The organism is Streptomyces toyocaensis, from assembly GCF_000725125.1.
GTDB lineage: Bacteria > Actinomycetota > Actinomycetes > Streptomycetales > Streptomycetaceae > Streptomyces > Streptomyces toyocaensis.
This window is the reverse complement of the sequence record NZ_JFCB01000013.1, coordinates 68,188-91,599: the sequence shown is the minus strand read 5'-3', so window position 1 is coordinate 91,599 and position 23,412 is coordinate 68,188. Positions and strand designations below refer to the sequence as shown.

At 70.1% G+C, this 23,412-nt stretch carries 23 protein-coding genes and 1 pseudogene; 11 read left to right on the top strand and 13 right to left on the bottom strand.

The annotated features are described in order from the left end of the window. Window positions 1–260: 260 nt before the first annotated feature. The 5 genes and pseudogenes from BU52_RS16315 to BU52_RS16300 form a co-directional block, all read right to left on the bottom strand. Window positions 261–731 carry a hypothetical protein gene (locus tag BU52_RS16315; protein WP_037934558.1) on the bottom strand — a complete coding sequence of 157 codons (471 nt, stop codon included), beginning with the start codon at window positions 729–731 and terminating at the stop codon, window positions 261–263. A gap of 148 nt (window positions 732–879) precedes the next feature. Further along, complete coding sequence (locus BU52_RS16310; protein ID WP_157847883.1) at window positions 880–1,197, bottom strand: alpha-amylase; 318 nt, start codon at window positions 1,195–1,197, stop codon at window positions 880–882. Window positions 1,198–1,983: 786 nt separating this feature from the next. Further along, window positions 1,984–2,745 carry a ZIP family metal transporter gene (locus BU52_RS16305; RefSeq protein ID WP_037934553.1) on the bottom strand — a complete coding sequence of 254 codons (762 nt, stop codon included), beginning with the start codon at window positions 2,743–2,745 and terminating at the stop codon, window positions 1,984–1,986. 30 nt (window positions 2,746–2,775) lie between these two features. Beyond that, a pseudogene (locus tag BU52_RS36360) lies at window positions 2,776–3,008 on the bottom strand (nuclear transport factor 2 family protein); the annotation flags it as partial. Between the two features lie 345 nt (window positions 3,009–3,353). Beyond that, window positions 3,354–4,328: a cupin domain-containing protein gene (locus BU52_RS16300; RefSeq protein ID WP_435857039.1), complete on the bottom strand. Its 975-nt coding sequence runs from the start codon at window positions 4,326–4,328 to the stop codon at window positions 3,354–3,356. A gap of 113 nt (window positions 4,329–4,441) precedes the next feature. Here BU52_RS16300 and BU52_RS16295 point away from each other — a divergent pair, with 113 nt between their 5' ends. Both BU52_RS16295 and BU52_RS16290 read left to right on the top strand, forming a co-directional pair. Further along, the gene (locus BU52_RS16295; RefSeq protein WP_037934549.1) at window positions 4,442–5,107 is read left to right on the top strand and encodes an NAD(P)H oxidoreductase; all 666 of its coding nucleotides are present in this window, start codon (window positions 4,442–4,444) and stop codon (window positions 5,105–5,107) included. Between the two features lie 151 nt (window positions 5,108–5,258). Then, window positions 5,259–6,266, top strand: a complete 1,008-nt coding sequence (locus BU52_RS16290) for a zinc-binding dehydrogenase (RefSeq protein WP_037934547.1) — start codon at window positions 5,259–5,261, stop codon at window positions 6,264–6,266. On the opposite strand, the gene BU52_RS16285 is transcribed toward BU52_RS16290, so the two are convergent. Then, on the bottom strand, window positions 6,263–6,868 hold the full coding sequence (locus BU52_RS16285; protein WP_037934545.1) for a dihydrofolate reductase family protein: 606 nt from the start codon (window positions 6,866–6,868) through the stop codon (window positions 6,263–6,265). The two genes, BU52_RS16290 and BU52_RS16285, sit on opposite strands and share 4 nt — an antisense overlap. A gap of 367 nt (window positions 6,869–7,235) precedes the next feature. Beyond that, a complete protein-coding gene (locus BU52_RS16280; protein WP_037934708.1) occupies window positions 7,236–7,775 on the bottom strand; it encodes a GNAT family N-acetyltransferase in 540 nt (179 codons plus the stop codon). A 363-nt stretch (window positions 7,776–8,138) separates the two neighbouring features. On the opposite strand from BU52_RS16280, the gene BU52_RS16275 reads away from it, so the two are divergent. The 6 genes from BU52_RS16275 to BU52_RS36355 all read left to right on the top strand — a co-directional run bounded on the left by BU52_RS16275 (window position 8,139) and on the right by BU52_RS36355 (window position 15,238). Continuing rightward, window positions 8,139–8,759 carry an SRPBCC family protein gene (locus BU52_RS16275; protein ID WP_037934541.1) on the top strand — a complete coding sequence of 207 codons (621 nt, stop codon included), beginning with the start codon at window positions 8,139–8,141 and terminating at the stop codon, window positions 8,757–8,759. A gap of 55 nt (window positions 8,760–8,814) precedes the next feature. Beyond that, the gene (locus BU52_RS16270) at window positions 8,815–11,127 is read left to right on the top strand and encodes an FdhF/YdeP family oxidoreductase (RefSeq protein ID WP_037934538.1); all 2,313 of its coding nucleotides are present in this window, start codon (window positions 8,815–8,817) and stop codon (window positions 11,125–11,127) included. Window positions 11,128–11,425: 298 nt separating this feature from the next. Then, on the top strand, window positions 11,426–12,010 hold the full coding sequence (locus tag BU52_RS16265) for a TetR/AcrR family transcriptional regulator (RefSeq protein WP_037934705.1): 585 nt from the start codon (window positions 11,426–11,428) through the stop codon (window positions 12,008–12,010). Between the two features lie 79 nt (window positions 12,011–12,089). Next, window positions 12,090–13,436 (top strand): MFS transporter, encoded by a 1,347-nt coding sequence (locus BU52_RS16260; protein WP_037934535.1) that lies wholly within the window; start codon window positions 12,090–12,092, stop codon window positions 13,434–13,436. A 25-nt stretch (window positions 13,437–13,461) separates the two neighbouring features. Next, complete coding sequence (locus BU52_RS16255) at window positions 13,462–14,220, top strand: SDR family NAD(P)-dependent oxidoreductase (protein WP_037934533.1); 759 nt, start codon at window positions 13,462–13,464, stop codon at window positions 14,218–14,220. 697 nt (window positions 14,221–14,917) lie between these two features. Further along, entirely contained in the window at window positions 14,918–15,238 is a 321-nt protein-coding gene (locus BU52_RS36355; RefSeq protein ID WP_235216353.1) for a hypothetical protein, read from the top strand. An 84-nt stretch (window positions 15,239–15,322) separates the two neighbouring features. Here BU52_RS36355 and BU52_RS16245 read toward each other — a convergent pair whose 3' ends face one another. Continuing rightward, window positions 15,323–15,856 (bottom strand): 2'-5' RNA ligase family protein, encoded by a 534-nt coding sequence (locus BU52_RS16245; RefSeq protein WP_037934526.1) that lies wholly within the window; start codon window positions 15,854–15,856, stop codon window positions 15,323–15,325. A gap of 301 nt (window positions 15,857–16,157) precedes the next feature. After that, window positions 16,158–16,427, bottom strand: coding sequence for a hypothetical protein (locus tag BU52_RS16235; protein WP_037934520.1), 270 nt, complete (start codon window positions 16,425–16,427; stop codon window positions 16,158–16,160). A 444-nt stretch (window positions 16,428–16,871) separates the two neighbouring features. Here BU52_RS16235 and BU52_RS16230 point away from each other — a divergent pair, with 444 nt between their 5' ends. The 3 genes from BU52_RS16230 (at window position 16,872) to BU52_RS16220 (ending at window position 19,383) form a co-directional block, all read left to right on the top strand. Then, window positions 16,872–17,567: a glycerophosphodiester phosphodiesterase gene (locus tag BU52_RS16230; RefSeq protein WP_037934517.1), complete on the top strand. Its 696-nt coding sequence runs from the start codon at window positions 16,872–16,874 to the stop codon at window positions 17,565–17,567. Window positions 17,568–17,837: 270 nt separating this feature from the next. Beyond that, window positions 17,838–18,479, top strand: a complete 642-nt coding sequence (locus tag BU52_RS16225; protein ID WP_037934514.1) for a CBS domain-containing protein — start codon at window positions 17,838–17,840, stop codon at window positions 18,477–18,479. Between the two features lie 298 nt (window positions 18,480–18,777). Then, window positions 18,778–19,383: a hypothetical protein gene (locus BU52_RS16220; protein WP_037934512.1), complete on the top strand. Its 606-nt coding sequence runs from the start codon at window positions 18,778–18,780 to the stop codon at window positions 19,381–19,383. Between the two features lie 261 nt (window positions 19,384–19,644). On the opposite strand, the gene BU52_RS16215 is transcribed toward BU52_RS16220, so the two are convergent. The 4 genes from BU52_RS16215 to BU52_RS16200 all read right to left on the bottom strand — a co-directional run bounded on the left by BU52_RS16215 (window position 19,645) and on the right by BU52_RS16200 (window position 23,412). Then, entirely contained in the window at window positions 19,645–20,367 is a 723-nt protein-coding gene (locus BU52_RS16215; RefSeq protein ID WP_037934510.1) for a dienelactone hydrolase family protein, read from the bottom strand. Between the two features lie 211 nt (window positions 20,368–20,578). Further along, window positions 20,579–21,235 (bottom strand): hypothetical protein, encoded by a 657-nt coding sequence (locus BU52_RS16210; protein WP_037934508.1) that lies wholly within the window; start codon window positions 21,233–21,235, stop codon window positions 20,579–20,581. A gap of 90 nt (window positions 21,236–21,325) precedes the next feature. Further along, a complete protein-coding gene (locus tag BU52_RS32795) occupies window positions 21,326–22,678 on the bottom strand; it encodes a DUF5685 family protein (protein WP_051858292.1) in 1,353 nt (450 codons plus the stop codon). Window positions 22,679–22,791: 113 nt separating this feature from the next. After that, the gene (locus BU52_RS16200) at window positions 22,792–23,412 is read right to left on the bottom strand and encodes an ArsR/SmtB family transcription factor (protein ID WP_037934505.1); all 621 of its coding nucleotides are present in this window, start codon (window positions 23,410–23,412) and stop codon (window positions 22,792–22,794) included.

Below are 23,412 nucleotides of genomic sequence, written 5' to 3'. Positions count from 1 at the left end.
GGGAGCTACGGGAGGAGATCAGCGCCTCGGGTACCCGCGCTCGGCTTCCGCCCCAACGGCTCCCCCACCCCGGTCCGCGGCAACCTCGAACTCGCCGCACTTACGGCCACGGCTCCGACTGGGTGCTGAACGCCCGCAACGACGATCGGGCCTACCTTCGCCACACCGGAAGCGGCGGAGCCCTCACACACTCGGGGAGGCACCCTACGGCCAGGCGACAGGCAGCTGCACCACCCGGGCCGGCTGCAGGCGGGCCACCACTACGACCACGACCTACTGATCTGCTTCCAGGCATTACGTACATCAACGACATCGAACCCTCCCTCATGGCGTATCACGTGCTGCACGCCATGCGAAGCCGAGTAGCGGAGAAACCCGACCCACCCCTGGGTGGTCGCCTGCCGCAGAAGCCACTCAACGACCTCCATCACCACCCCGAACTCGTCCTCATGGATACCCGTCCGGATGGTCAGAGCCCATGGCACACCGCCATCCGGATTCGGTCTGTCCACGGCCGGGACCAACAGGGAGGTGTCTGCGCCGTCGAACGAGTGGCTTGCCGAACCACCGGCGAAGACCTGCCACGGTCCACCCCAGGGTTCCCAGTCGGCCGACTCCAGCACCGGTGGCGCTTCTGACTGCCCCAGGAGCCACCTCAGCTCCTGAAGCGTCGGCTCAGGCAGATCCGGCGGCAGATCCACAGCCAGGAACAGGTCATAGTAGTCACTCACAGCACGGACCCTAGAGGGCGACGTCGCCGTGGATGGTGGTGAGGTGGCGGCCAGGGGGCGCAGGTTGCCGTCCGGTCCGGCAAGGCCTGAACGCCCGCGGGACCGGACATGAAGTCGTCACCGTTCAGCGTGGCGAGCGATCGTACGGTCAGGCACCTTCGGTGGGGTCGCACAGAACGATGCCCTCCACCGTGTTCCCGGTGGTGCCGTACCCCGGGAAGGTGAACCAGTTTCGCGCGGCCACCTCCTGGCAGGGCACGTCCGTTCCGTCGCCGTACAAGACCTTCACCCGGTGGGCGGTGGAGCAGTCGTTCATCACGAACGTGTAGCGCCATCCCGGACTGTACGTCAGGCATGCGGGCACGGGGGCTTCGTTCCCCGTGCTCTCCTGGGACTCGGCGTGGGCCACCGTGGCGGACGCCGCTATAGCCAGCGCCGCCCCGCAAGCCATGAAAGTTGAACGCAAGAACCGCTTCATCGAAGTGTTCCCCTTCACTTAGTGAACGGACACTCTCAGAGTACGGATCCCGACGTGGCCGTGAAAACTTTTGCGGCAAGTTTCATTGCCTTGCGGCATCAGTCTCCATGGCCGCGAGAGACGCGGGTTGTCGTGAACGAGCAGCTCAGCGGGTTGAGGTGTCAGCGCACCGCACGATGACGCGGCACAGCCGGGCGGATGAACCCACGGATCGAGCGACGCGACAGCCGGATGAAGCGGCACGTCCTACTCCTGCCACCAGGCCGTGCAGCCGTAGACAAGCGAAGACATGACCGCAATGAGCGCAGCGGTCGCGACACGGCCGAAAGCGATCGCCCCTCACCCGCCCCGGGCGGCACTGTCAGCGCGTGAAGCCGCCACGAGTCCGGCCCTGGGCGCGCGTTGCGCCGTAGAGGTCGTCCAGCACACCGGGTGTCTGGACTCCCGTTGCCGAGCTTGGAGTTGTTGCCGGTGACGTAGATGTCCTCGCCCCCGACCCCCGGCAGGAGCCGTGCGCGGACCCTTTAGGGGCCTGTCATGTACGAGTAACCTCCCGACCGCTGCAAGGCGCAATCTCCGCGTCTACGTCCTCAACGGCCCGGGGAAGATCGGGAAGGACGGCCCCTATCTGAAGTAACAACGTCCCGTTCGCGCCGACGGATCACCGGGCGGAGCCGCCCCACCCACCCGTCCGGAGAAGTGAACGCGTCGTCGCAGAGGTGCCCACCGTGACCCCGCGGCGGGCACCTCGCCTCCTCTCGTCCACTCGAGTCATCAGGCATGGGAGAGTGCGAACGAGACCAGGAAGCCGCAGACCGTGACCAGCCCAATCGCCAGGTGAGCCTCCTGGAACGCTTCGGGGATCATCGTGTCCGCGATCATGGTCAGGATCGCGCCCGCGGCCACGGCAGTCACCGCGGCGACCACGGCCGGGGAGAATCCCCCGACGACGGTGTAGCCAAGGATGGCGGAGACGGTGCTCGCGGCGGCGATGGCTGCCCAGACCCCGAAGACGTAGCCCTTGCTGCGCCCGGCCTTCTTCATCCCGGCCGCGCTCGACAAGCCTTCCGGGATGTTGCTGATGAACACCGCTGCCACCGTCACCAGGCTGACCGCGCCGCCCTCCAGCAGACTGACGCCGATCACCGCCGACTCCGGTACGCCGTCCAGCAGCGCGCCCAGCGCCAGGGCCAGCCCTGAGCCGTTGTGTCCCTGCTCGGAGGGCTGGGCCTGACGAGGGTGATGGCCTGATCGCTTGCGGTGGCGGGCTCCCCGGCGGGCCAGCCAGACGTTGCCCGTCGTATAGGCCGCTGCTCCGGCCACTGTTCCCACGGCCGCCGGGCCGAGCCCGCCTTGGTCGTAGGCTTCACCGATCAGCTCGAATGAGACGGCCGAGAGAAGGACGCCGGAGCCGAAGGCCATGACGAGCGCGATGGCCTTCTGCGGCACGCGCAGCCAGTAGCCGCATACTGCTCCCAGCAGCAGGGCGCTGCCTGCCAGCAATCCCCAGCCGCCTGCCTGAATCCATTCCGCCATGCCGCCCCGTGTACCCGGTGCGAGCGGCGATCAGCAATCGCGGCTCGGGAACTGCGGCCGGGCTTCCGACCGGTCGGTCCGGCGGCAATCCGATACAGCTGCCTTGTTGGCGACGCACCAGCGGCCGTCGGCGTGGACCAGCAGGAAGACATCGGTGAAGGTGTCCGCGCCGTGCAGAGCGTCATGGTTGCGATCGCGACGGTGCCGTGGACGTCTACGGCGTCGATGCGGCGGCCGCGGGGCGCTTCGTCCACGGCCGGACGGCGGACGGCGATCGTGTGCGGTGCGGTCATGCGTCCCAGCGTGGAGGCGGCGCGATGCCTGCGACAAAGCAGACCTCATCGATGCCCCGACCCGGGGCATCCACGCGATCACACCTCGTCGAGACACACACCCCTCCGCGGCCCTGCTGCGCCAGCCTTCACGACAGCGGGACATGAACGCCGAGGTCACGGTGCGACGAGTTCGTCCGCGTACTGAGGAGGGGCGCCGGATATGGCAGCCACGCGGTGCCACTTCCACAACGGATGCGTCCACGTTTTCGGCGCGCCCGGGCCGTCGTGCGGCGACTCAGGTCACCAGGGCCGCCGTCCTGGCGCATTCCTCGCCTATCGCGCCGTCGGCCGGGCAGAGTTGAGAGCCCTGGAACCCGCCGCCGTCGCCGTGGCGCGGAATGTGCTGGGGCTCAGGCCCTTGTGGCGCTTGAAGGCGGCACTGAAGCCGAAAGCGTCGGCATAGCCAACGGACCTGGCGATCTGGGCGATGCCGAGGTCCGTGTCGGACAGAAGCACCTCGGCCTCGTCCATGCGGCACTCGGTGAGGTAGGAGAGGGGCGGGCGCCCCATCAGCCGGGTGAAGCGCTTGGCGAACAGTGCCCGGGAGACGCCGGCTTGAGCGGCCAGTGACGCCACCGTCCAGGCTTCGGCGGGCCGGTCGTGGAAGGCCTGCAGGGCTGGGGCGAGGATCGGGTCGGCGAGGCCCCTGTACCAACTGGGCGCGTCGGCTCCGGCCTTGTCGAACCAACTGCGCAGCGTGCACACGAGGGCCCAGTCGAGGAGCCGGTCCATCAGCGCCTGTGAACCTGCCGAGTGCTGGGCGGCGTCGGTGGCGGCGGTCTCCAGCCAGGCACAGACCTCTGCGTCCTCCTTCACCACCAGGACGGGCGGGAGGGCACGCAGGAGCCGCTCGTGGCGGTGGCCCGAGGCGCGATAGGCACCCACGATGAGCGCCGTCGCCTCATCCGCGTCCTCATCCCAGTGGATACCTCCGAGTTCCTGGGCGGTGCACTCGGCGTTGGTGGTGAAACAGGCGAGCTCGTATGCGGCGTGAGCGCTGTGGATGGTGGCAGGACGGTCCGCGAGGTGGAACGGTGCGGGGCCGCGGACGATGGCCGTGTCGCCCGCGCCGATCGCTCGTTCGGTTCCGTCGGGCAGCAGCAGGGTCCCGCCACCGCGCAGCACGCTGATCATGATGAGCGGCGCGTCGTCGACGAAGCGGATGGTCCAGGGCACCGTCAGTACGGCACGGCTGACGACCGACCCCTCGGCCCGGATACCGCTCAGCAGCGCGCTCAATGGGTCCACGGAGGGCATCGTAGACGATCTCCTATGTCCCGGAGCGTTTCCCCCATGGATCATCCACGTATCCGTGGCTGTACTGGATTCACCGAACCGATCACCACCCACCGGGAGACACCGTGAAGCAGCACGGCAGCCCTGCCAGGACAGCCCTCGTGGTCGTCGCACACCACCGAACCGATTCCCTCACCAGGCACACGGCCGACCGTGCCGCCGCACGGCTCGAAACCGCCGGATACCGCATCGACCTGCTCGACCTGCACACCGAGGGGTTCGACCCGCGGATGAACGTGGCGGACCAGCCGGACTGGGGCAACAGGGAAAAGACGTACTCGGACGAGGTCCGCGCCCATATGCAGCGCATCGTCGACGCCGATGTCGTCGTCGCTGTCTTCCCGGTGTACTGGCAAAGCGTGCCCGCCCTCCTCAAGGGGTGGATCGACCGCGTGTGGAACTACGGGTTCGCCTACGGTCGCAGCAGGCCCCGCCTCACCGGCAAGCGCATGCTGTGGCTGGGCCTCGCCGGAGCCACCGCCGACGATCCCGTCGTCGAGGGGATGCACAGCATCCTCGAAACCAACCTGAGCGAAGGCATCGCCTACTACTGCGGCTTCTCCCGTTCCACCGTCGGCCTGCTCACCGACGCGGAGGAACGCCCACAGCGTCTCGACGCCGAAGGCAACCTCCTGGTCGGTGAAGCAGTCACGGGTGCCGAGCGGGAGGCGCAGTACGCGGCTCTCGACCGTCGCGCACGGGAGTTCGTGGACAGGTTCGCCGCCGAGTAACCCGTGGCGGCCTGACCACGGGGCTCCGGCGAGGCCACGAGGATCTTCTGGCTGAGTCGTTTCCGTCGCCCGGAGTATGCCGGCCTTGACCTCGACCAGGCTTGAGGTCGGAGACTGCGCGGGATGCTGTCTCCAGTGAAAGGCGCTGCTCATGCGAGCGATTCAGGTGGCCTCGTTCGGTGCTCCGGAGGTGCTGAATGCGGTGACTCTGCCCGATCCGGTGCCCGGGCCTGGCCAGGTCGTCGTCGGCATGGCAGCGGTCGACGTCATCTTCCTGGACACCCTGTTGCGCGCCGGCTGGGGTCAGGACTTCTTCCCGCGGTCTCTGCCCTACGTGCCCGGTGGTGGCGGAGCGGGAGCAGTGCTGGCAGTGGGTGAAGGAGTGGACCCGGCGTGGGTCGGCCGACGCGTGGCCGTACGGACCGGCACCGGGTACGCCGAGCAGATCGTCGCGGGCGAGGAGGAGATCATGCCGATCCCCGGCGGGCTGACTTCCGAAGCGGCGGCTGCTCTGGTGCACGACGGCGTGACCGCGCTCCGCTTGCACCGGCTGGGTGGGCCGCGGAGGGGTGAGTGGGTGCTGGTCTCGGCTGCTGCCGGTGGGGCGGGTTCGCTGCTGGTGCAGCTGGCCGTCGCTGCCGGAGCCCGGGTGGTGGCCGCTGCGTCCAGCGACGCCAAGCTGGCCTTGGCTCGCAAGCTGGGCGCCGAGGCCGTCGTCGACTACACACGTCCGGGCTGGACCGGGCAGGTGCGCCAGGTGACCGGCGGAGGCGCCGCGCTCGTCCACGACGGTGCGGGCGGGGCGCTCGGTACGGCCACTGTGGACGCGCTCGCGGACGGTGGACGGTTCGTCACCTACGGCACCGCCGATGGCTTCGCCGCCCCGGACCGGGATGAAGCCTTACGCCGAGGCATACGGATCCTCACTCCGCTCATGGACGGCCCACCTGATCAGAAGACCGTTCGGGACACGCTGGGTCTGGCCCTGGAACACGCCGCCCGAGGACGCCTGCGCCCGGTGATCGGCGCCACCTTCCCCCTGGAGCAGGCTGCCGAAGCCCACCGCTCACTGGCCGCACGCGCCACGGTGGGCAAGTCGCTGCTGCTGACAGCGACGGGTAGGACGGCCGGCCGGCGGCACTGGCCGGACCAGTCCTAGTAGCTGTCGTAGCTGGGCTTGCCGTTCGGCCGGTAGACGCCGACGACGGTGCCGCTCTTCGTCGTCGAGACGCTGACCGGCTCCAGTGCAGTGGGGATCGCTCCGTCGGCGAACAGCCGCTTGCCAGTGCCGATGATCACCGGATGGATGGTCAGCCTGTACTCGTCGACAAGGCCGTGCCGCATGAGGGTCTGGGCGAGGTCCCCGCTGCCGACGACGTTGATGTTGCCGCCGTCGGACGCCTTCAGCTTGCGTACGGCATCGACGATGTCGCCCTCCAGCAGCGTGGAGTTCTGCCACTCGACGGACGTCAAGGTCCGAGACGCCACGTACTTGTGCATGCTGTTCATTCGGTCGGTGAACGGATTGCCGGGGTCGGCGGTCGGCCAGTAGGAGGCGAAGATCTCGTACGTCTTGCGGCCGAGCAGCATCGCGTCGGAGTGCTCGTACCAGCCCGCGATGGCCGCGCCGACCTCGTCGTCGGCCACCGGCTTCTGCCAGCCGCCATGCTCGAAGCCGCTCTCAGCGTCCTCATCCGGTCCACCCGGTGCCTGCATGACGCCGTCCAGCGTCAGGAAGGTGCAAACGATGATCTCGCGCATGGTGCGCTCCCTTCGTCGATGGGTAGACCCCACGACTGCCGCAAACTCATCGGCGCCGTTTCCGCGGCGCCGGACGAGGGGATCCCGGCGATCCTGGGACCGGACCTGTCGGACGACGTGCCGCAGCCGTGCGACGGTCCCTGCGCGATCTCGGTACCCTGAGCGACCCCCTCGGTCGAGAACATCGGTCGAGAGCGGCGTCCTTGCCGAGCGTCCGGAGACCGCCGCTGCGTGGGCACGCGTCACCCGAACCACAAGTCCTGACGACTACGCGCTGCCCGCCGGAGCAGCCATGACCCAGGTGGCAAAGGCTTCGACGCCGTCCACGACCGCCTCGAAACGCGGAGATGCGGTGCCGAGCGTGAGCTCACCCGGAGGGCGGTACCGGGGCCCGCCGGCCGAGCCACTGCTCAGCACCCCAGGCCCGGAACCGCTCCACTTCGGTGAAGCCCAGCTTTGCCGCGAGGCGCATCGAAGGGGCATTGGCGGTCTGGGTGGTGAGCACCACCGCCTCACCGGGAAAGGCGCCGTCGAACCAGTCAAGTGCCGCCGCACACGCCTCGGCGGCATACCCGAACCCCCACGTCCGCGGCAGGAACAGATAGCCGAGATCAGCCTTCCCCGCGGCAGCCGGCCGATGGTGCTCCGTCGCTCTCCTGAGCAGTACCTGACCGATCATCGCCCCGTCCAGCTCAACGACGAAGCTGCCGGGCCATCGCTCGGGCACTTCGGGCAACTCGCGCTCCAGCTCGTCGCGCGTGCGGGGGCCACCCAGATAGGTGTGCACATCCGGCGACGCCAGCAGATCGATGAACACCGGACGGTCCCGGACCCCGGGCTCACGCAGCACGAGTCTCTCCGTCGTGATCGGCGCGGGCGGCCAGGCAACGGGTCCGAGATCATTCATGCCGGCCAGCCAATCAGCAGGCTCGACAAGGATCAAGACAGGCGGGCTCCAGCCCTCGTCGGAGATCTCCGTGTCCGCCCAGGCCGTCGGAGGCGTCGGACGGCACGGGGTATCGAGCAGCGGCCTGGGCTCCGCACCGAACAGTGCAGGCGTCTCGAGTGGACGTCTCCGCGTCGCGGCGCTCGAGCCGGCCGCCGCAAGCCGGCTGCGTGCCGTCCCTCCCCCTCGTCGCCGGGACGCGCGAAACACGGACGCTCCGGAGTGACTCAAAGTGCGCGATGTGGGAACCGGGAGAGAGTCCTGACGCACGAGGGGAGGCGGGGTGCCCGCACGCCCGGCTCCCCCACCGGAGGAGAGGCCACGATGGCGCGCGAAGACGATGCCCAGCAGGCCGTACCGAACACGCCGGGGATGCGCACCGACGGTCACGGCGTCACGCGCCGCCGCCCGCTGCGGGAGCGCCACGTCGAGGAGACGGTCGAGGTCGGAGTGCCGGTGCGGACGGCGTACAACCAGTGGACGCAGTTCAAGACCTTCCCGCGCTTCTCGGCCGTGGTGCACGACGTCGAGCAGATCAGGCCCGCCATGACCGCCTGGACCGTCGGCTACGGCCCGCTGCGCCACCGTTTCGCGGTCGAGATAGTGGAGCAGGACCCCGACGCCTACCTGGCCTGGCGCGGTCTCGAGCAGAACCCCTCCCACCAGGGCGAGGTCGAGTTCAGGCCGACCGAGTCCGGCGGCACCGCGATCACCGTCCGGATGCTCCTGGAGCCGCGAGGAGCCGCGAGGGCCCTGACCCGCTCGTCGAGGGCCGTCCGGCTGACCGCCCGGCTGGTGCGCGGCGAACTCGTGAACTTCAAGCGGTTCATCGAAGGGCTGGGGCAGGAGGGCGGGGCCTGGCGCGGCACCATCCGCAACGGCCGTGTGCAGCACGACCGCCCGGAACCGCCCAGGAGCCGCGTGGCCCAGTGGCCCGTCGGCTGACCGGCGTACCGGAGACGCCAAGAGAAGCCGGACACGGCAAGAGAAGGGCGAACCGATGCAGAACCCACCCGGCGAGGAGCCGAAGACCACCCTCTCCGTGACACCCCCGAAGAAGTGGGCGGCCGGAGTCCCCGCTGTCGTGCACGCGCTGGAGTACTCCCTGGAGCAGACCTCCCCCCGCAAGACCGGGGTGGACCTGCTGACCATGAACCAGGTGGGCGGGATCGACTGTCCCGGCTGCGCGTGGGCGGACCCGGCCCCGGGCCGACGCCACCGCAACGAGTACTGCGAGAACGGCGCCAAGCACATCAATGACGAGGCCACCACGCGCCGGATCACCGCCGACTTCTTCCGTGAGCACAGCGTCTCCGACCTCGCCGCTCGCTCCGACATGTGGCTCAACCAGCAGGGGCGGCTCACCGAGCCGATGATCAAGCGGCCCGGCTCAGACCACTATGAGCCCGTCGGCTGGAACGAGGCCCTGGGTCTCCTCGCGCGGGAGCTCCGGGCGCTGGCCTCCCCCGACGAGGCCGTCTTCTACACCTCCGGCCGCGCCAGCAACGAGGCCGCCTTCGTCCTGCAGCTCTTCGCCCGCGCCTTCGGCACCAACAACCTGCCCGACTGCAGCAACATGTGCCACGAGTCCAGTGGCTTCGCCCTGAGTGAGACCCTGGGCACCGGCAAGGGCACCGTCAGCCTCGACGACCTCCACCACGCCGATCTGATCTTCCTGGTCGGGCAGAACCCGGGCAGCAATCATCCGCGCCAGCTCAGCGCTCTGGAGGAGGCCAAGCGCAACGGGGGCCGGATCGTCGCGGTCAATCCGCTGCCGGAGGCCGGGCTGCGGCGCTTCAAGAACCCGCAGAAGCCGCGCGGGGTCGTCGGACGCGGCACCCAGATCGCCGACCGCTTCCTGCACATCAAGCCCGGCGGCGACCTCGCCCTGTTCCAGGCACTCAACCGCCTGCTGCTGGAGGCCGAGGACGCCCGGCCCGGCACGGTCCTGGACCACGACTTCATCGACGCCCACACCAGCGGCTTCGAGGAGTTCACCCGGCACGTCCGCACCGTCGACTGGGACGACGTGCGCACGGCGACCGGACTGACCCGCGAGGAGATCGAGAAGGTCCGCGACGAGGTCCTGGGGAGCGAACGAGTCATCGTCTGCTGGGCGATGGGCATCACCCAGCACAAGCACGGCGTGCCCACCATCCGGGAGATCGTCAACTTCCTGATGCTGCGCGGCAACCTGGGGCGCGCCGGCACCGGCGCCTGCCCGGTGCGCGGCCACAGCAACGTCCAGGGCGACCGCACCATGGGCATCTGGGAGCAGATGCCGGACACCTTCCTCGACGCCCTGCAGGAAGAGTTCGGGTTCGACCCGCCGCGCCCGCACGGGCTGGACTCGGTGGACTCGATCAAGGCGATGCGCGAGGGCCGCGTCAAGGTCTTCCTCGCCCTGGCGGGCAACTTCGTCCGGGCCGCTCCCGACAGCGAGGTCACCGAGGAGGCGATGCGCTCGTGCCGGCTGACCGCCCACATCTCCACCAAGCTCAACCGCTCGCACACCGTCTGCGGTGACACCGCGCTGATCCTGCCGACCCTGGGCCGCACCGAACGTGACGTCCAGGCCGACGGCGAGCAGTTCGTCACCGTCGAGAACTCCATGAGCGAGGTGCACACCTCTCAGGGCCGCCTCGAACCGGCCTCCCCACTGCTGCTCAGCGAAGTCGCCATCCTGTGCCGGCTCGCCCGCCACACCCTGGACGGCAAGGCGGACATCCCCTGGGCCGCGTTCGAGGGCGACTACGGCACCATTCGCGACCGCATCTCCCGCGTCGTGCCGGGCTTCCACGACTTCAACGCGCGGGTGACCCGCCCCGGGGGCTTCCAACTGCCCAACCCGGTCAACGAGGGCGTCTTCAACAACAAGGTCGGCAAAGCCCTGTTCACCTGCAACGAGAGCGTGGTCCCCCGGGCGCCCGAGGGTCACCTGCTGCTGCAGACGCTGCGCTCGCACGACCAGTGGAACACCGTCCCCTACACCAACGACGACCGTTACCGCGGCATCCACGGCAGCCGTCACGTCGTGCTCGTCAACCCGGCCGACATGGCCGAACTCGGCCTCACCCAGGGCGATCACGTCGACCTCGTAAGCATCTGGGCGGACGGCACCGAGCGCCGGGCCGAGGACTTCGAGATCGTCCCCTACCCGGCCGCCAAGGGCTCGGCCGCCGCCTACTACCCGGAGACGAACGTCCTGGTGCCGTTGGACAGCGTCGCCGACATCAGCAACCAGCCCACGTCGAAGGGCATCGTCGTCCGTCTCGAACCCACCCCCGACCGGACACAGCCCGCACCCGCCTGAGCGGCCGCACGAGACCCGGCTCGCCGGCTGGGAGACCACCGGCGAGCGTTCCACCCAGCGGGGTGCCGTCCTCGCTCCAGGACGCCCGGGCGGCCGTTGACGGTCACCGCATGTCCTCGTGCCGTGCTGCCGGCCACTCGCGCACGCGCCGGGTGACGTGGTCGCCGAACTATTCTCCGTCTCTCGCGCGACGGTGTACCGGGTCCTGGAGCGTGCGGGAGGTGAGGAGCCGTCACAGGTCCGGCCACGCTGCGCAGTTATTTGACCAACCGTTCCAGATATGCCTATGGTCTTCGACGTGGCCAGGACCAAGGAATTCGATCCGGACGCCGTGCTGCAGTCGGCCCTTGAGCTGTTCTGGCGGCGCGGCTACGAAGCGACATCGATGACGGACCTCGTCGAGCACCTCGGCATCGGCCGCGCCAGCATCTACGCGACCTTCGGCAACAAGCGCGAGCTGTATCTGGCGGCCTTGGACCGGTATGCCGAGACGCGCGACCCGGCTCTCCTCGCCGAATTGTCCCAGCCGGGCCCCGCGCTGCCTGCGGTGCGGGCGGTAGTGCGTCGCTTCGCCGCAGAGGCTGCCTCCCCGGAAGGCCGGCTGAACGGCTGTTTCGTCACCAACACGGCAGCCGAGCTGGCCCCGCACGACCCTGCGGCGGCCCGCCGGGTCGAGATCAGCTGGGAACACGTCGAAACACTGCTGCACTCCGCGCTCGTACGGGCCCAGGCTCAGGGCGAGCTGCCCGAGGTCCGCGATCCGCGTGCGCTGGCCCGCATGCTGCTCGTCCTGCTACAGGGCGTACGGATCGTCGGCAAGGCGTCGAACGATCCCGCCCGGGTGCGGGATGCGGCTGAACAGGCACTGGCCCTGCTGGACTGACTCACACCCACCGCATCCATCAGGCTCCCTTCCACATGCCCAAATAATGAACCGATCGGTCAAATATCAGGGGGAAGGTATGACCGTCACGGGCGCTGCCCGCGTCGCCACTATGCAGCAGCGACGCGCCTTCCTCCTCCTCGGTGGCGTCCAGACCACGCTGATCTTCACGCTCGCTGCGCTCGCCGTACCGCTGCCCCTCATCGGACGCGAATTCGAGCTGGAGCGCGCAGACTTGATTCTGCTCAGCGCTGCCTACGGACTGACCTTCGCCGGGCTGCTGCTCTTTGGCGGACGCCTTGCGGATCGCTATGGCGGGCGGTGTGCCCTCACCGCAGGCCTGGTCCTCTTCGCCGCCGCCTCGGCCGCCGCCCCGCTCGCCCCCGGCATCGGGACACTGCTCGCAGCGCGCTTCGCGCAGGGCGCGGGGGCGGCTCTGATCGCGCCCGCCGCCATGGCCGTGCTGCGCGCCGTCTTCCCCTCCCCACCCGCGTACGGCAGGGCTATGGCCACGTGGGGCGGGCTCTCGGTACTCGGCGCGACCGCGGGCAATCTGCTCTCCGGCGTCATCTCCGCGCTGCTCTCCTGGCGCTGGACCTTCGCCGTACCGCTCGTGGCGGCCCTCGCAGCCCTCGCCCTCACGTTCCGGCTGCTGCCGGACACCACGCCGAGCCGGGGCAGGACCCTCGACCTGCCGGGTGCTCTGCTCGCCACCGCCGGGATCACCCTGGCCAGTTACGGGCTCGTCGTCACCGATACCCGCCCCTGGTCGTCGGCCGGCGTGCTCGTGCCGCTGCTCGGCGGTGCCGCGCTGCTGGCCGCGTTCTGGTACGCCGAGCGCCGCGCCCGCGACCCGCTGCTGCCGCCCAGCTTCCTGCTCGACCGGCGGCGGGCCCTCGCCCTCACGGCCATCGCACTGAGCGCCTGCGGAACCGCGATGACCTTCGTGGTCCTCTCGCTCCACCTTCAGCAGGCGCGCGACTGGTCACAGCTGCAGACCTCGGCGGCCTTCGTACCGTTCGCCGCCGCGCTGATCGCCTCGGGCCGGGCGGCAGGACCGCTCATCGGCCGGTGCGGGGCCCGAACCGTCACAGCGGCCGGGCTCGGCACCGGCGCGGCCGGGCTCGCCCTCCTCGCGCTCACCGGGACCGATGCACACGTCTCATACGGGTACGGGCTGCTGCCGGGCCTCGTGCTGCTGCCGGCCGGCACCGCGGCCGCCTTCGCGGGAGCCGCCGTGCTCGCCACCGAAGGCGTGCCGCGGCAGCAGACCGGGCTCGCGGGCGGCGTGCTGAACACCGCGATGGAATTCGGCCCGACCGTCCTGTTCGCGATCCTGCTCATGCTCGGCAGCGACGCCTCGTCCCTGGCCGCGACGGGGGCCGCTCTCGCCGTCGCGGCCTTCCTGAACCACCACACCAAGTAATCCGTCACTCAAGGGAGCCACCGAAATGAACCGCTTCACCGGCAAGGCCGTCCTCGTCACCGGCGCAGGCTCCGGCCTCGGCCGCGCAATCGCGCTCGCCTTCGCCGCCGAGGGCGCATCCGTGGTCGCTGCGGGACGCACCGCGGCCTCCCTGGCCGAGACGGTCGGTCTCATCGAGGCCACCGGCGGCACGGCCACCGCCGTCACCGCCGATGTCACCGACTCCGGCCAGCTCCAGAACCTGGTACGCGAGAGCGTCACCCGCTCCGGCGGACTGGACATCGCGGTCAACAACGCCGGAATACTCCGCGGCACCGTACCCGTCGGCGAGGTGAGCGAGGAGGACTGGGACGCGGTACTGCGGACCAATGTCACCGGCGTCTGGCTGGCCATGAAGCACGAAATCGCGCACATGAAGGGAAACGGCGGCGGCGCCATCGTCAACATCTCCTCCAATCTGGGCGCACACCTGCGGATCCCGAACGCTGCCGCGTACATCACCTCGAAGGCAGCGGTCTCCGCGCTGACCCGCGCCGCCGCTCTCGACCACATCCACCAGGGCATCCGCATCAACGCGGTCAGCCCGGGTCCCGCTGCCACCTCCATGTCGCTGCTGCCCGGTGAGACCGAGGCCGGCCGTACCGAGCGGATGAAGACGGCGACTCCGCTCGGCCGGGTGGCGGAAGCCGAAGAAGTGGCGGCCGCGGTGCTCTACCTCACCTCGCCCGCGGCCGGCGCGGTGGTCGGCACCGACCTGGTCATCGACAGTGGAGCCTCGGCCTGACGGTTCGTAGGCTTCGGCGACACCCTTCCCAGCAAGGAACTCCGCCACGACGGGCTGGAACGCGAGCCACACCCCGACCAGAGCGGCCGCACTGCGGTGCCGCCGGCGCCAACAGCGGCATCGACTCTGCGGAGCAGGGAACTGGCCCGTCGTGGCCCTCGGACGGTCCTCGCCTGCAGCAGCGAAGCCCGCGAAGGCGCAGTACGGTGCGGCAGCTGCGATCCGTGGCCGGACTCGGGTTCACGTGCCTGTGGCGTCCAGCCCCGTTTCTGGGACAGGACGCCGAGGCGCTCGGCCAGGATGTGCCCCTCGCGCGCGGGCCGATGACGGTCGTCCCGGGTACGGAAGGTTGGCGACCGTCGTGACGACAGCCATCCGCTCGACCACTTCCGGACGGCTGGCGGACGCCACACGTCGTTGTCCGGCAGAGCACCGGGGCATGCAGCGACTCCAGCAGCTCGGGTCCGAAGTGGACCAGGTGACTGAATTATGTGTCGTGTTCCTTCTCGAAGTCGTCCACCGATTGCCGGGCCTGCCGGGGGTCCGGTCCTGTCGAGTATGCGGGCCGTGTTCATCGATGACCTCCGGTCCTGTGCTGGGAAGGCTGGTCTGGTCGGGACACCGGGACGGACTCGTGCCCGGTACGGATGAGGAGGAGCAGTGCCGACGGTGCGGCAGCCGTGGCGATGTCCCGGTGATGACCATTCCGGTGAACGCCATCCCCTGTCCCGAACCGCTGAGCAGCAGTCCCGGCAGAACGCCCGGCACGTATCCGCCCTCGGTGCCGACGGCCAGGGCGAGTACCAGGAGGCCGGCCGCCCCGGTGGACTCCCTGATCGCGTTCGCCGGCCTGCACACCGGCAACACGTCCTACGGTTACGCCGACTGGCTCGGGGGGCTGGCCTGGGCGGTCCTGGGCAACGTCGTCGGTGGCCTTCTTCTGACGACGGCATTGCGCCTCGTGCGCAGTGCCCCGGTGCTGAGCGATGACAACCCGGCGGTGGGAGCCGGCTCCTGATTCGAATCAGCCGTACCGTTCGTCGGCGCACACCACCCCTGTGGCACGACGCCCCACCACTGATCCGGTCGAGTTGGACGGCCCTCAGGGGCGGGGCTGCAGTTCCTCCAGGGTGCCGGTCTCGGTGTCGTAACTGCGCAGTGTGGTGAGCCGGACCGACAGTGGCGGCGCCGGCAGCAGTCCGGGGACGCGCCGGCCGGCGAAGGCACCCGCCCGCCGGGTGCGGCCGAGAGTGACGTGCGGGCTCCAGCGCCCGGGTGCGTGGAATGGGCTGAGGGTATCGGGTGGGCTGTCGGAGGCCACCGCCTCCCACACCCGGCGGTGCAAGCCGGCCAGCGCGGAGTCGAGATCCAGCGACCAGGCCAGCACCGAGGTGGGCCGCTCGAAGCGGATCAGGCCCGTGAAACGCACCGGCAGCGGCAGGGCGGCGGCCACCTCGGCGAGCTCCCACCGGATCGGCGCGGTCAGCTCCGGGCAGGCGGCCAGGGTGAGGTGTGGGCTGTTGGTCGGTGAGCGGTGGCGCGCCTGGCTGGGAAGCCCCGCATCCGCGAGCCGCCGCCAGGCCTCCCGGACCGCCAGCTCTGCCGCTTCGTCCAACAGGAGCTCGACCGTACGCACCGCAGCAGCCTACCCGTGGTCACGTCGTCGTTGGTCGCTCCCGCCGCGGCCGCGGGCCGCTCGTGCCCCGGAGCGTTTCGCGTACGTCACACAGGCGCCGGAGTTGCCGACCGCCCTGCCCTGTCAGCGGCGGCAGGAAGGCCACGGAGCACGCCGACATCACAGCCGCCCGCATCAGCACCACGAGAGCCGACTCGCCCGGCGATAGCAGCATGCTCAGAGCCGAGCCCAGGAGGACGGTGAGCAGCACGTGGGCCCCCACATGGCCGCCGGAAGCGGTGTTGATCCGGTCCCCCGCCGCCTAACGGCCCGACCGGAGGCTCCTGCGCCGGATGCCCGCCGTCCGGGCGGTGAGGGCAACCCCCAGCAGTGCGCAGGCGACCACGCTGTACGCCCATCCCGCCGTCCCGCGCACCAGGCCCACGACACTCCACACCGTCCACAGCGCCAGCACCAGGCACAGTGCTGCCAGGGCGATGTCGATGACCCGTGCGCGCAACTGCGCCCGCTGTCCCGTGCCCGGCTCGAGGTCACCGAGTTCCCCTCCGCCCTGCGTTCGAGACACGTCCATGCTCCGGCTCCCCTCGCTCGTTCGTTCCTGAACCACGTCTGAGGACCTTTCGGCTACCCCCGGTCGCACCTGCCAAGCGAGCGAAAGGTCAGCCGAGTTGGCCGCCCCAGGGGGAGGTCCGTCGTCTTGGCGACCGCAGCGACATGGGTCGTCGCGGTCGCCTCGTCCCGACGGCGGACCGCCCGAAGCCCTGGCTCTTCGAGCAGCTGCTCCCACGGCGGTTCGTGCTGACCGCGGATTGACGGCCCTCGCTGCCTGTGTCTCAGGCGCGGCCAGCGGAACTAGGCGAGGCCCTGCTGTGTGCGGTGCCGTTTGTCCCGCTCGGCCTGCGCAGGGCGGACCCGTTACGCTTGATCGCTGCCATGGGCGGTGCGACCTCCGCCCGCCGGGGGCACCGCACTCGTGCCGCTGCCCCTGACCACCCCATTCAAGGACGGCAACCGAGTGTCTTTCTTCACCATCGGCCACCGCGGTGTCATGGCCGCCGAGCCGGAGAACACCCTGCGCTCGTTCCTGCGGGCCGAACGGGAGGGGCTGGACGGTATCGAACTCGACCTGCATCTGAGCAGGGACGGCGAGCTGGTCGTCATGCACGACGAGACCCTGGACCGCACGACGGACGGTTCGGGTCCGATCGCCGACCTGGAGTTGCGCCGGCTCAAAGAGCTCGACGCCGGTCTCGGCGAGCGCATCCCCACGTTCGGGGAGGTGCTGGACGCCGTCGGGCCGACGCTGCCGATCCAGGCAGAGATCAAGGATGTGGCCGCGGCCCAGTCGCTCGCCAAGGTCCTTACCGACCGCGATCTCCTGGGCCGTGTCTCGGTGCTGTCGTTCCACGACGTTGCTCTGCACGAGATCCACAGCATGCTGCCACACGCCCGCACCGCGCTGGTCGCAGGCGCCAGCGCACACCGCGACGACTTCGTCGACCGCGCGCGGAAGATCGGCTCGGCCCTGGTCAGCGTGGAGTTGCGCCAGCTGAACCGGGCCATCGTGGAGAAGTGCGGCGCGGCAGGCATCGACGTCATGGCCTGGACCGTCAACGACGAGGGCGACCTGGCGCTCGCCCGGACGCTCGGCCTGGTGGGCTGCGTGACCGACCAGCCCGGGATGAAGCGGCTGGTCGACGCCACAAGCTGACATCAGCTGACATCAAGGTTCCGGACCGACCGCGCGCCAAGTCGGTTTCCCTACGCTTGAACACCGTCTGTCACCGCTGGTGACCCGCCTGGTCGGCTCCGGCCCCCTCCCGGGCCGAACGGCACTGGTCGCCGGAGCGAGGCGGTGCTGTCATGGTGGGGGAAGACGGCGTGGACGAGCCGGCGAGGGCTCGGAGGCGGACGGCGCCGCGCGCGGGTCGCCGGGCTCCGCGCGCGGCCGCCCCGTCGCGAAGCGGAGGAGGCCGATGCCATGCTGTATCGCCGCACGGTCGGTGACGTGATGACCGAGGAGGTCGTCACCTTTCGTCCCGACACACCGTTGCAGCAGGTCGCCGCCCTGCTGGACGCCAACGACATCGTCGCGGCCCCGGTCGTGGACGACGACGGCGCGCCCGTCGGTGTCGTGTCCGCGTCCGACGTGCTGCGCCACGAGACCGGCATGCCCGATCCGCAGGGTCAGAACGGGAACGACGAACGCTCCTGGGGCAAGGCCCGGGCCCGAACCGCGGGCACGCTCATGAGCAGCCCCGTCTTCACCGCCCGCGCCGACTGGACGATCCCCCGGGCCGCGCGGGAGCTCCGCAGGCGGCACGTCAAGCAGTTGCCGGTGGTCGGCGACGACGGGCTCCTCACCGGCATCGTCACCCGCAGCGACCTGCTCGACGCCTTCATCCGCTCCGACGCCGAGATCCGCGGCGAGGTCGAGCGGGACGTCCTGGGGCGCATCCTGGGCCTGGACGAGGGAACGGTCGCGGTGGAGGTGCGGGACGGGGCCCTCACCTTGCGGGGACACGTCCCTGAACCGCGTCTCGTCCCCGTGGTCGTGGGCCTCTGCCAGGGCGTCGACGGCGTCGTCGCTGTGAACGCCCTTCTCTCCGTCCGGCCAGGATAGGACCCAGGGTTTCAGGTGACGCGCGTCCTGTGCTCGCCAGGAGCATGTGTGCGGCCGAGCCGCCCGGCGCCGTTTCAGCTCCGCCGGCCTGCACCTCGACGCCCGGCTCAGCTCCTGCGGCGGCGATCTGGTCGCAACCGCGCGGGCCACGGTCCTTGCCCGCTCCGGGTACGTCGCCTTGCGGTGTGCACCCATATGGCCTGCCGTGATGGCGAGGCCCGTGGAGTCCGGTGAGGCTGGGACAGGGATCACCTCCACCTCGACCAAGACCTGCAACACGCCCGCGAAGGAGCCCCGTATGTCTGAACGCAATACCGCCATCCGCAGCCTGCACGATCTCGGCCTGGCCGCCTGGTTCGGGGGCTCGCTGATGGGGGCGGTGGGCCTCAACGGTGCGGCTCAGGCCGAAGGCGGCACGGAGGTGGCCCGAGACCGGATCTCTTCGGCGGGCTGGTCGAAGTGGACGCCGGTCAACGCCGCCGCGATCGGCGCGCACCTGTTCGGCGGCGGCGGGTTGCTCGCCGTGAACGCGCACCGTGTCGCCACTCAGCAGGGCGTGGCCGCCTCCACTACGGCCAAGACCGTCGTCACCGCCGCCGCTCTGGCCGCCACGGCCTACGCACGCATTCTCGGCAAGAAGGTCGAGCTGGCCTCCTCCTCCGACCCCGCCGACGCCGAGAAGGCGGAGAAGCACCCGATCGACCTCGACACGACGCGGCGGCAGTTGGCCTACGCGCAGTGGGCGGTACCGGCTCTGACCGGGTGCCTGGTAGTCCTCAACGCCCTGCACGGCGAACAGCAGCGCCCGATCGAGCAAATGTCCGGCATGTGGGAGCGGGCGCGCTCCGCGACCCATCTGGTGTCGTCGCACCGCCCCACGCGATGGAGCGGATGCGGCCGCTGACTGTGACCCGTCGTGCGCGACCGTCCGCGACGGTCAAGGGCACACGGGGAGCGTCTGGCGGGCCTGCGCAACCCCGTTCACCTGCCCCTCGGCGCCGCCGGACGTGCACTCGCCCGCACCGCGGCCCGAGCGCGCCTCCGCCTCCACGGGGGGCCGTCCGGCGGGGGCACGCGATGCACAGTCACGGCGGACCGACGCGGACAACGTGGCCCGTGTGCGTCCGCCGGCCCACCGCGCGCTGCCCCGGCGGACGGCCCTGCCCTACTTCAGGTGCCGGTCCAGGAACCGGCACCCGTCCTCCAGCTCGAACCAGGGGGTGCCGGTGTGCCCGCCCGGATTGGCGTGCAGTGTCTTCTCCTTGCTGCCGAAGGCGTCGAACAGGTCCAGGGCCCGTTGCCGGGGGTTCCCCTCGTCGTCCCACTGCAGCAGGAACAGCAGCGGAATGGTGATGTGCCGGGCCTCCTCGCGCTGGGCACGGGGTACGTACCCCCCTGCGAAGAAGCCCGCGGCCGCGATGCGCGGCTCGACCACCGCGAGCCGCACACCGAGGGCGGTCCACCCGCCGGAGTACCCGACCGGGCCGCCGATCTCCGGCAGCTCGAGAAGGGCGTCCAGAGTGGCCTGCCATTCCGGGACCGCGTTCTCGACGAGCGGGCCGACGATGGACTCGAGGATGTCCTCGACCGGTTCGCCGGCCCGCATCGTCCGCCGGAGGTCGGCGCGGGCTTGCTCGTCGGCGGCGGAACGGGGGCGGTCACCGCATCCGACGGCATCGATGGTGGCCACCGCGTAGCCGCGAGCGGCGGTGTACCGGGCTCGGGCCACCAGCCGGGGTTCCGCCTTGGGCAGGCCGTTGTTGTGGGCCATCAGCACCAGCGGGGCGGGCGCGGATCCAGGCGTCCACAGAGTGCCGGGAATCGCGCCGAGGGTGAATTCGCGCTCGAGGACGCCGTCGTCGAGGCGCTGTTCGGAAGTGAAGTGCACGGTCGTGCCTTTCGGGAGGCTCTTGAACGGCGCTCCCGGGCGCCTAGAGCCCGACCGTGACCCCGGAGGGGAGCACCCACGTCGATACTGCGTTCACGGGTACCACCTCCTCGTCTCTCGCACGGTCTCCGGGAGACTAGCAACGTTGCCGTGGTTCGCCAACGGATTTTTTGAGAGCAACACCCTGGGCATCCTGGTGACGGGCGGGCCTTCAATCACTCAGCGTCAACCGCGTCACATCCGGCATTGCCCAGATCGCCTCCCTGTCGTCGGCCGTAGCCAGGCCGCTTTCCACAAGCAGCCGCAACCATGTGTCCCGGTACCGGCCGCGTCGGTCACGTTCCGTGACAGAACCCGGTCCGATCATGGCTGCGACAAGCTGGGGATAGGCAGGGCCGAGGACGAAGCGGTCGAAGAACGTGACGATGTCGTCGGCGAACACCAGGACGTCGATCGTTTCGTCCGGGTGCTTGTACAGATGGATGTAGTCGTCGATGTCGCAGTAGTAGACGTCCCCGTCATCCACGTCCAGCCATATGCCGGAGCCGCACTCGATGTCCCTGGGGGCGCGGTGGCGCTCGCAGCCGATGGTCAGGGGAGTGCCCAGCGGGCAGTGGGGAACGATCTCCCGGGCCGCCCACGCGGCTGCGTCCTGGATCTCGTCGGGCTGGAAGAAGCGGAAGTGGTCGGCGCCCAGCCGCGAGAAGAGCCCGAACACTTCGCTGACCCCCTGTGGCAGCTCCGGGACGGGCTCCGGGTTCGTTGTCCCCTCGATGATCACCCCGAAGCCGTGCTCCGCCTCGACCCGCGTGATCAGTTCGAGCTTGGAGCGAATCCGCTCCAGCCCTTGCCGGCGCACCTCGTCCACCCCGCATCCCCTGCTCTCGGGAGGAGCTGTCCGGGGACAGCTCACCGACGCCGCACCGAGTTCTCCTCCGGATTCCTGCTCGTCCATGGTTCAGTCGCAGCAGTCACAACAACACTTGCAAGGGTTGCAGCAGCCACCGCCGTCACAGCAGCCGTCACCCGAGCCACCGCCGGATCCACCAGAGTCACCGGACCCCCGACCGCCTCCACCCGAACCTCCGGATGGACCGCCCGAGTTGCCACCGCCCCGGCCGCCGAACCCTCCATCGCCCCCGGAACCCTCGTGGCCGGAGCCGTCGTTGCGGTTGCCGTCGTCGGACTGCCAGGGCTCTGCGTCCTCGATGCAGAGGCAGCAGTCGCGGCACACGCCGCAGCCGTTGCACAAGGAGCGCCACTGGCCACACCGCCGGCACTGCCCCTCCGGCGGCCGCCCCCATGCCATCGAGGCGCTCTCCGGAGCCGCGCCCGCGGGCGCGCCGACGCCACAGGTCGTGCCGGTGCCCGAAGGTACTTCCGTCGTCGAACGGCGTTCCAGCCAGGGCAGCATGCGCACACCCTGCGCTCGGTGGCGATGCCGGTGGTGACGATGCCGGGGGTCGAAGACGCGGTCGACGGCACGCTGCAACTCATCACCCAGCAGCGCACGCGCCAGTTGACCGTCGACGAACTCGACTTCGGCCAGGGCGAGCCGGATCCCACGAACGGCGTCGTCGCACAGCCGGCGCACTTCGGCGCGATCCGCGCCGGTCACGGCGATCGGGTTCCACGCCGCTGACGCCTCGTCCGCGTCCAGGTCCTCCACCGCGTCCAACAGGTGCGCCAGCCGGCCGAACAGGCGGCCGGCCTCCGCCAGCGGTGCGGCGTTGCCCTGGCGGCCGGCGAGCACCGCGGTGTGCGCGAAGGCCGCGGCGGTCGCCGTCTCCGTGGGCTCCGTGATCGTCAGCAGCGAGCCGCCGGGGAGGGCGGACCGCTCGATCTCCGGTTGACGTTCGACCGCGCCGAGCAGCACCCGGGTGTCGAAACCGAGTCGTTCGCCGCCCGCGGCACTCGCCCGGTCCCAGCCCTGGGCGATCCGACGCGCCGCCAGCGTTACCGGGCGACGCCCGAACAGACCGTCTCCGTCGGCCACATGGTCACGGATCTTCGCCGCGGCCAGCACCAGCGACACCGTCGCCGCCAGCCGCGCTCCCTCACCCTGCGCCACGTCCGCCGACCGCATCCCCCGCAGCGGGCACGGTCCGGCACCCCGCCGCCAGGCGCCGGTGCGCTCCGACTGCGCTTCGGTCAGCACGGATATGACCAGGCCGTCGTAGTTGGTGGCCACCCGTGCGAACTGCCCGTACTCGCCGCGCAGCGCCAGGCACAGCCCACACAGATGCGCCATCCACTCGGTACGCATTCTCTCGCCCAGGCGATGACGGCATGGCCTGATGATTCCGAACACCGATGTTCTCCCCCGCAGACACAGCGACCCGGGTGGATCCCGGTGCACTGCTCATGGACACAAGACCGCGCGTGACGCACGACCGCGATGCGACGTCTGCGCGCGGCGACATCCTAGACGCGCCGGCCAGGCCGACGCCTCACAGTGTCCTTGTCCTCCGCGGAAGGCTCAGTCTCCGGCAGCGCCGGACATGCGGTCGGGTAGAGCCCCGCCACGAAGGCGTACACCTCATCACCTCCGCGCGGCAGTTGCGCGTAGTCGTTGGCGAGTTCCAGGACCCGCGCCCAGAATTCGCGGGCCTGCTCCCGGGGGATGCGCACGTGCCGCACGATCGAGAAGAGTCGATCAGCCTCGTGGGCGGGCACCGACTCGGCCGCGGCCGTGGCGAGAGCGTTGATGCAGTACGGCGCCGCGGGGCTGTCGGTCGGGCTGACCGTGCCGACACGGAAGACGCGCGCGGTGCGGCCGTAGTAGCGCTCGTCGATGGCCCGCACCCTGCGGGTCCGCACGACTTTCAGCAAGTGAGCTTCCACCAGGACGCTCACGTGGTGCGCGACCGTGCTCTTGGGGCGGCCGAGCGCGGAGGCCAATTCGCCCACCGTCGCGGCGCGTTCGAGGAGCAGCTCGAGGATGGCGTCGCGCAGTGGGCTGGCCAGCGCGCGGAGCTGAGCCGGGGCTGTCACGTCCGTGACGTCGTCGAGGTCGTAGTCGGGGAAGCGGGTATTGTTCGACAC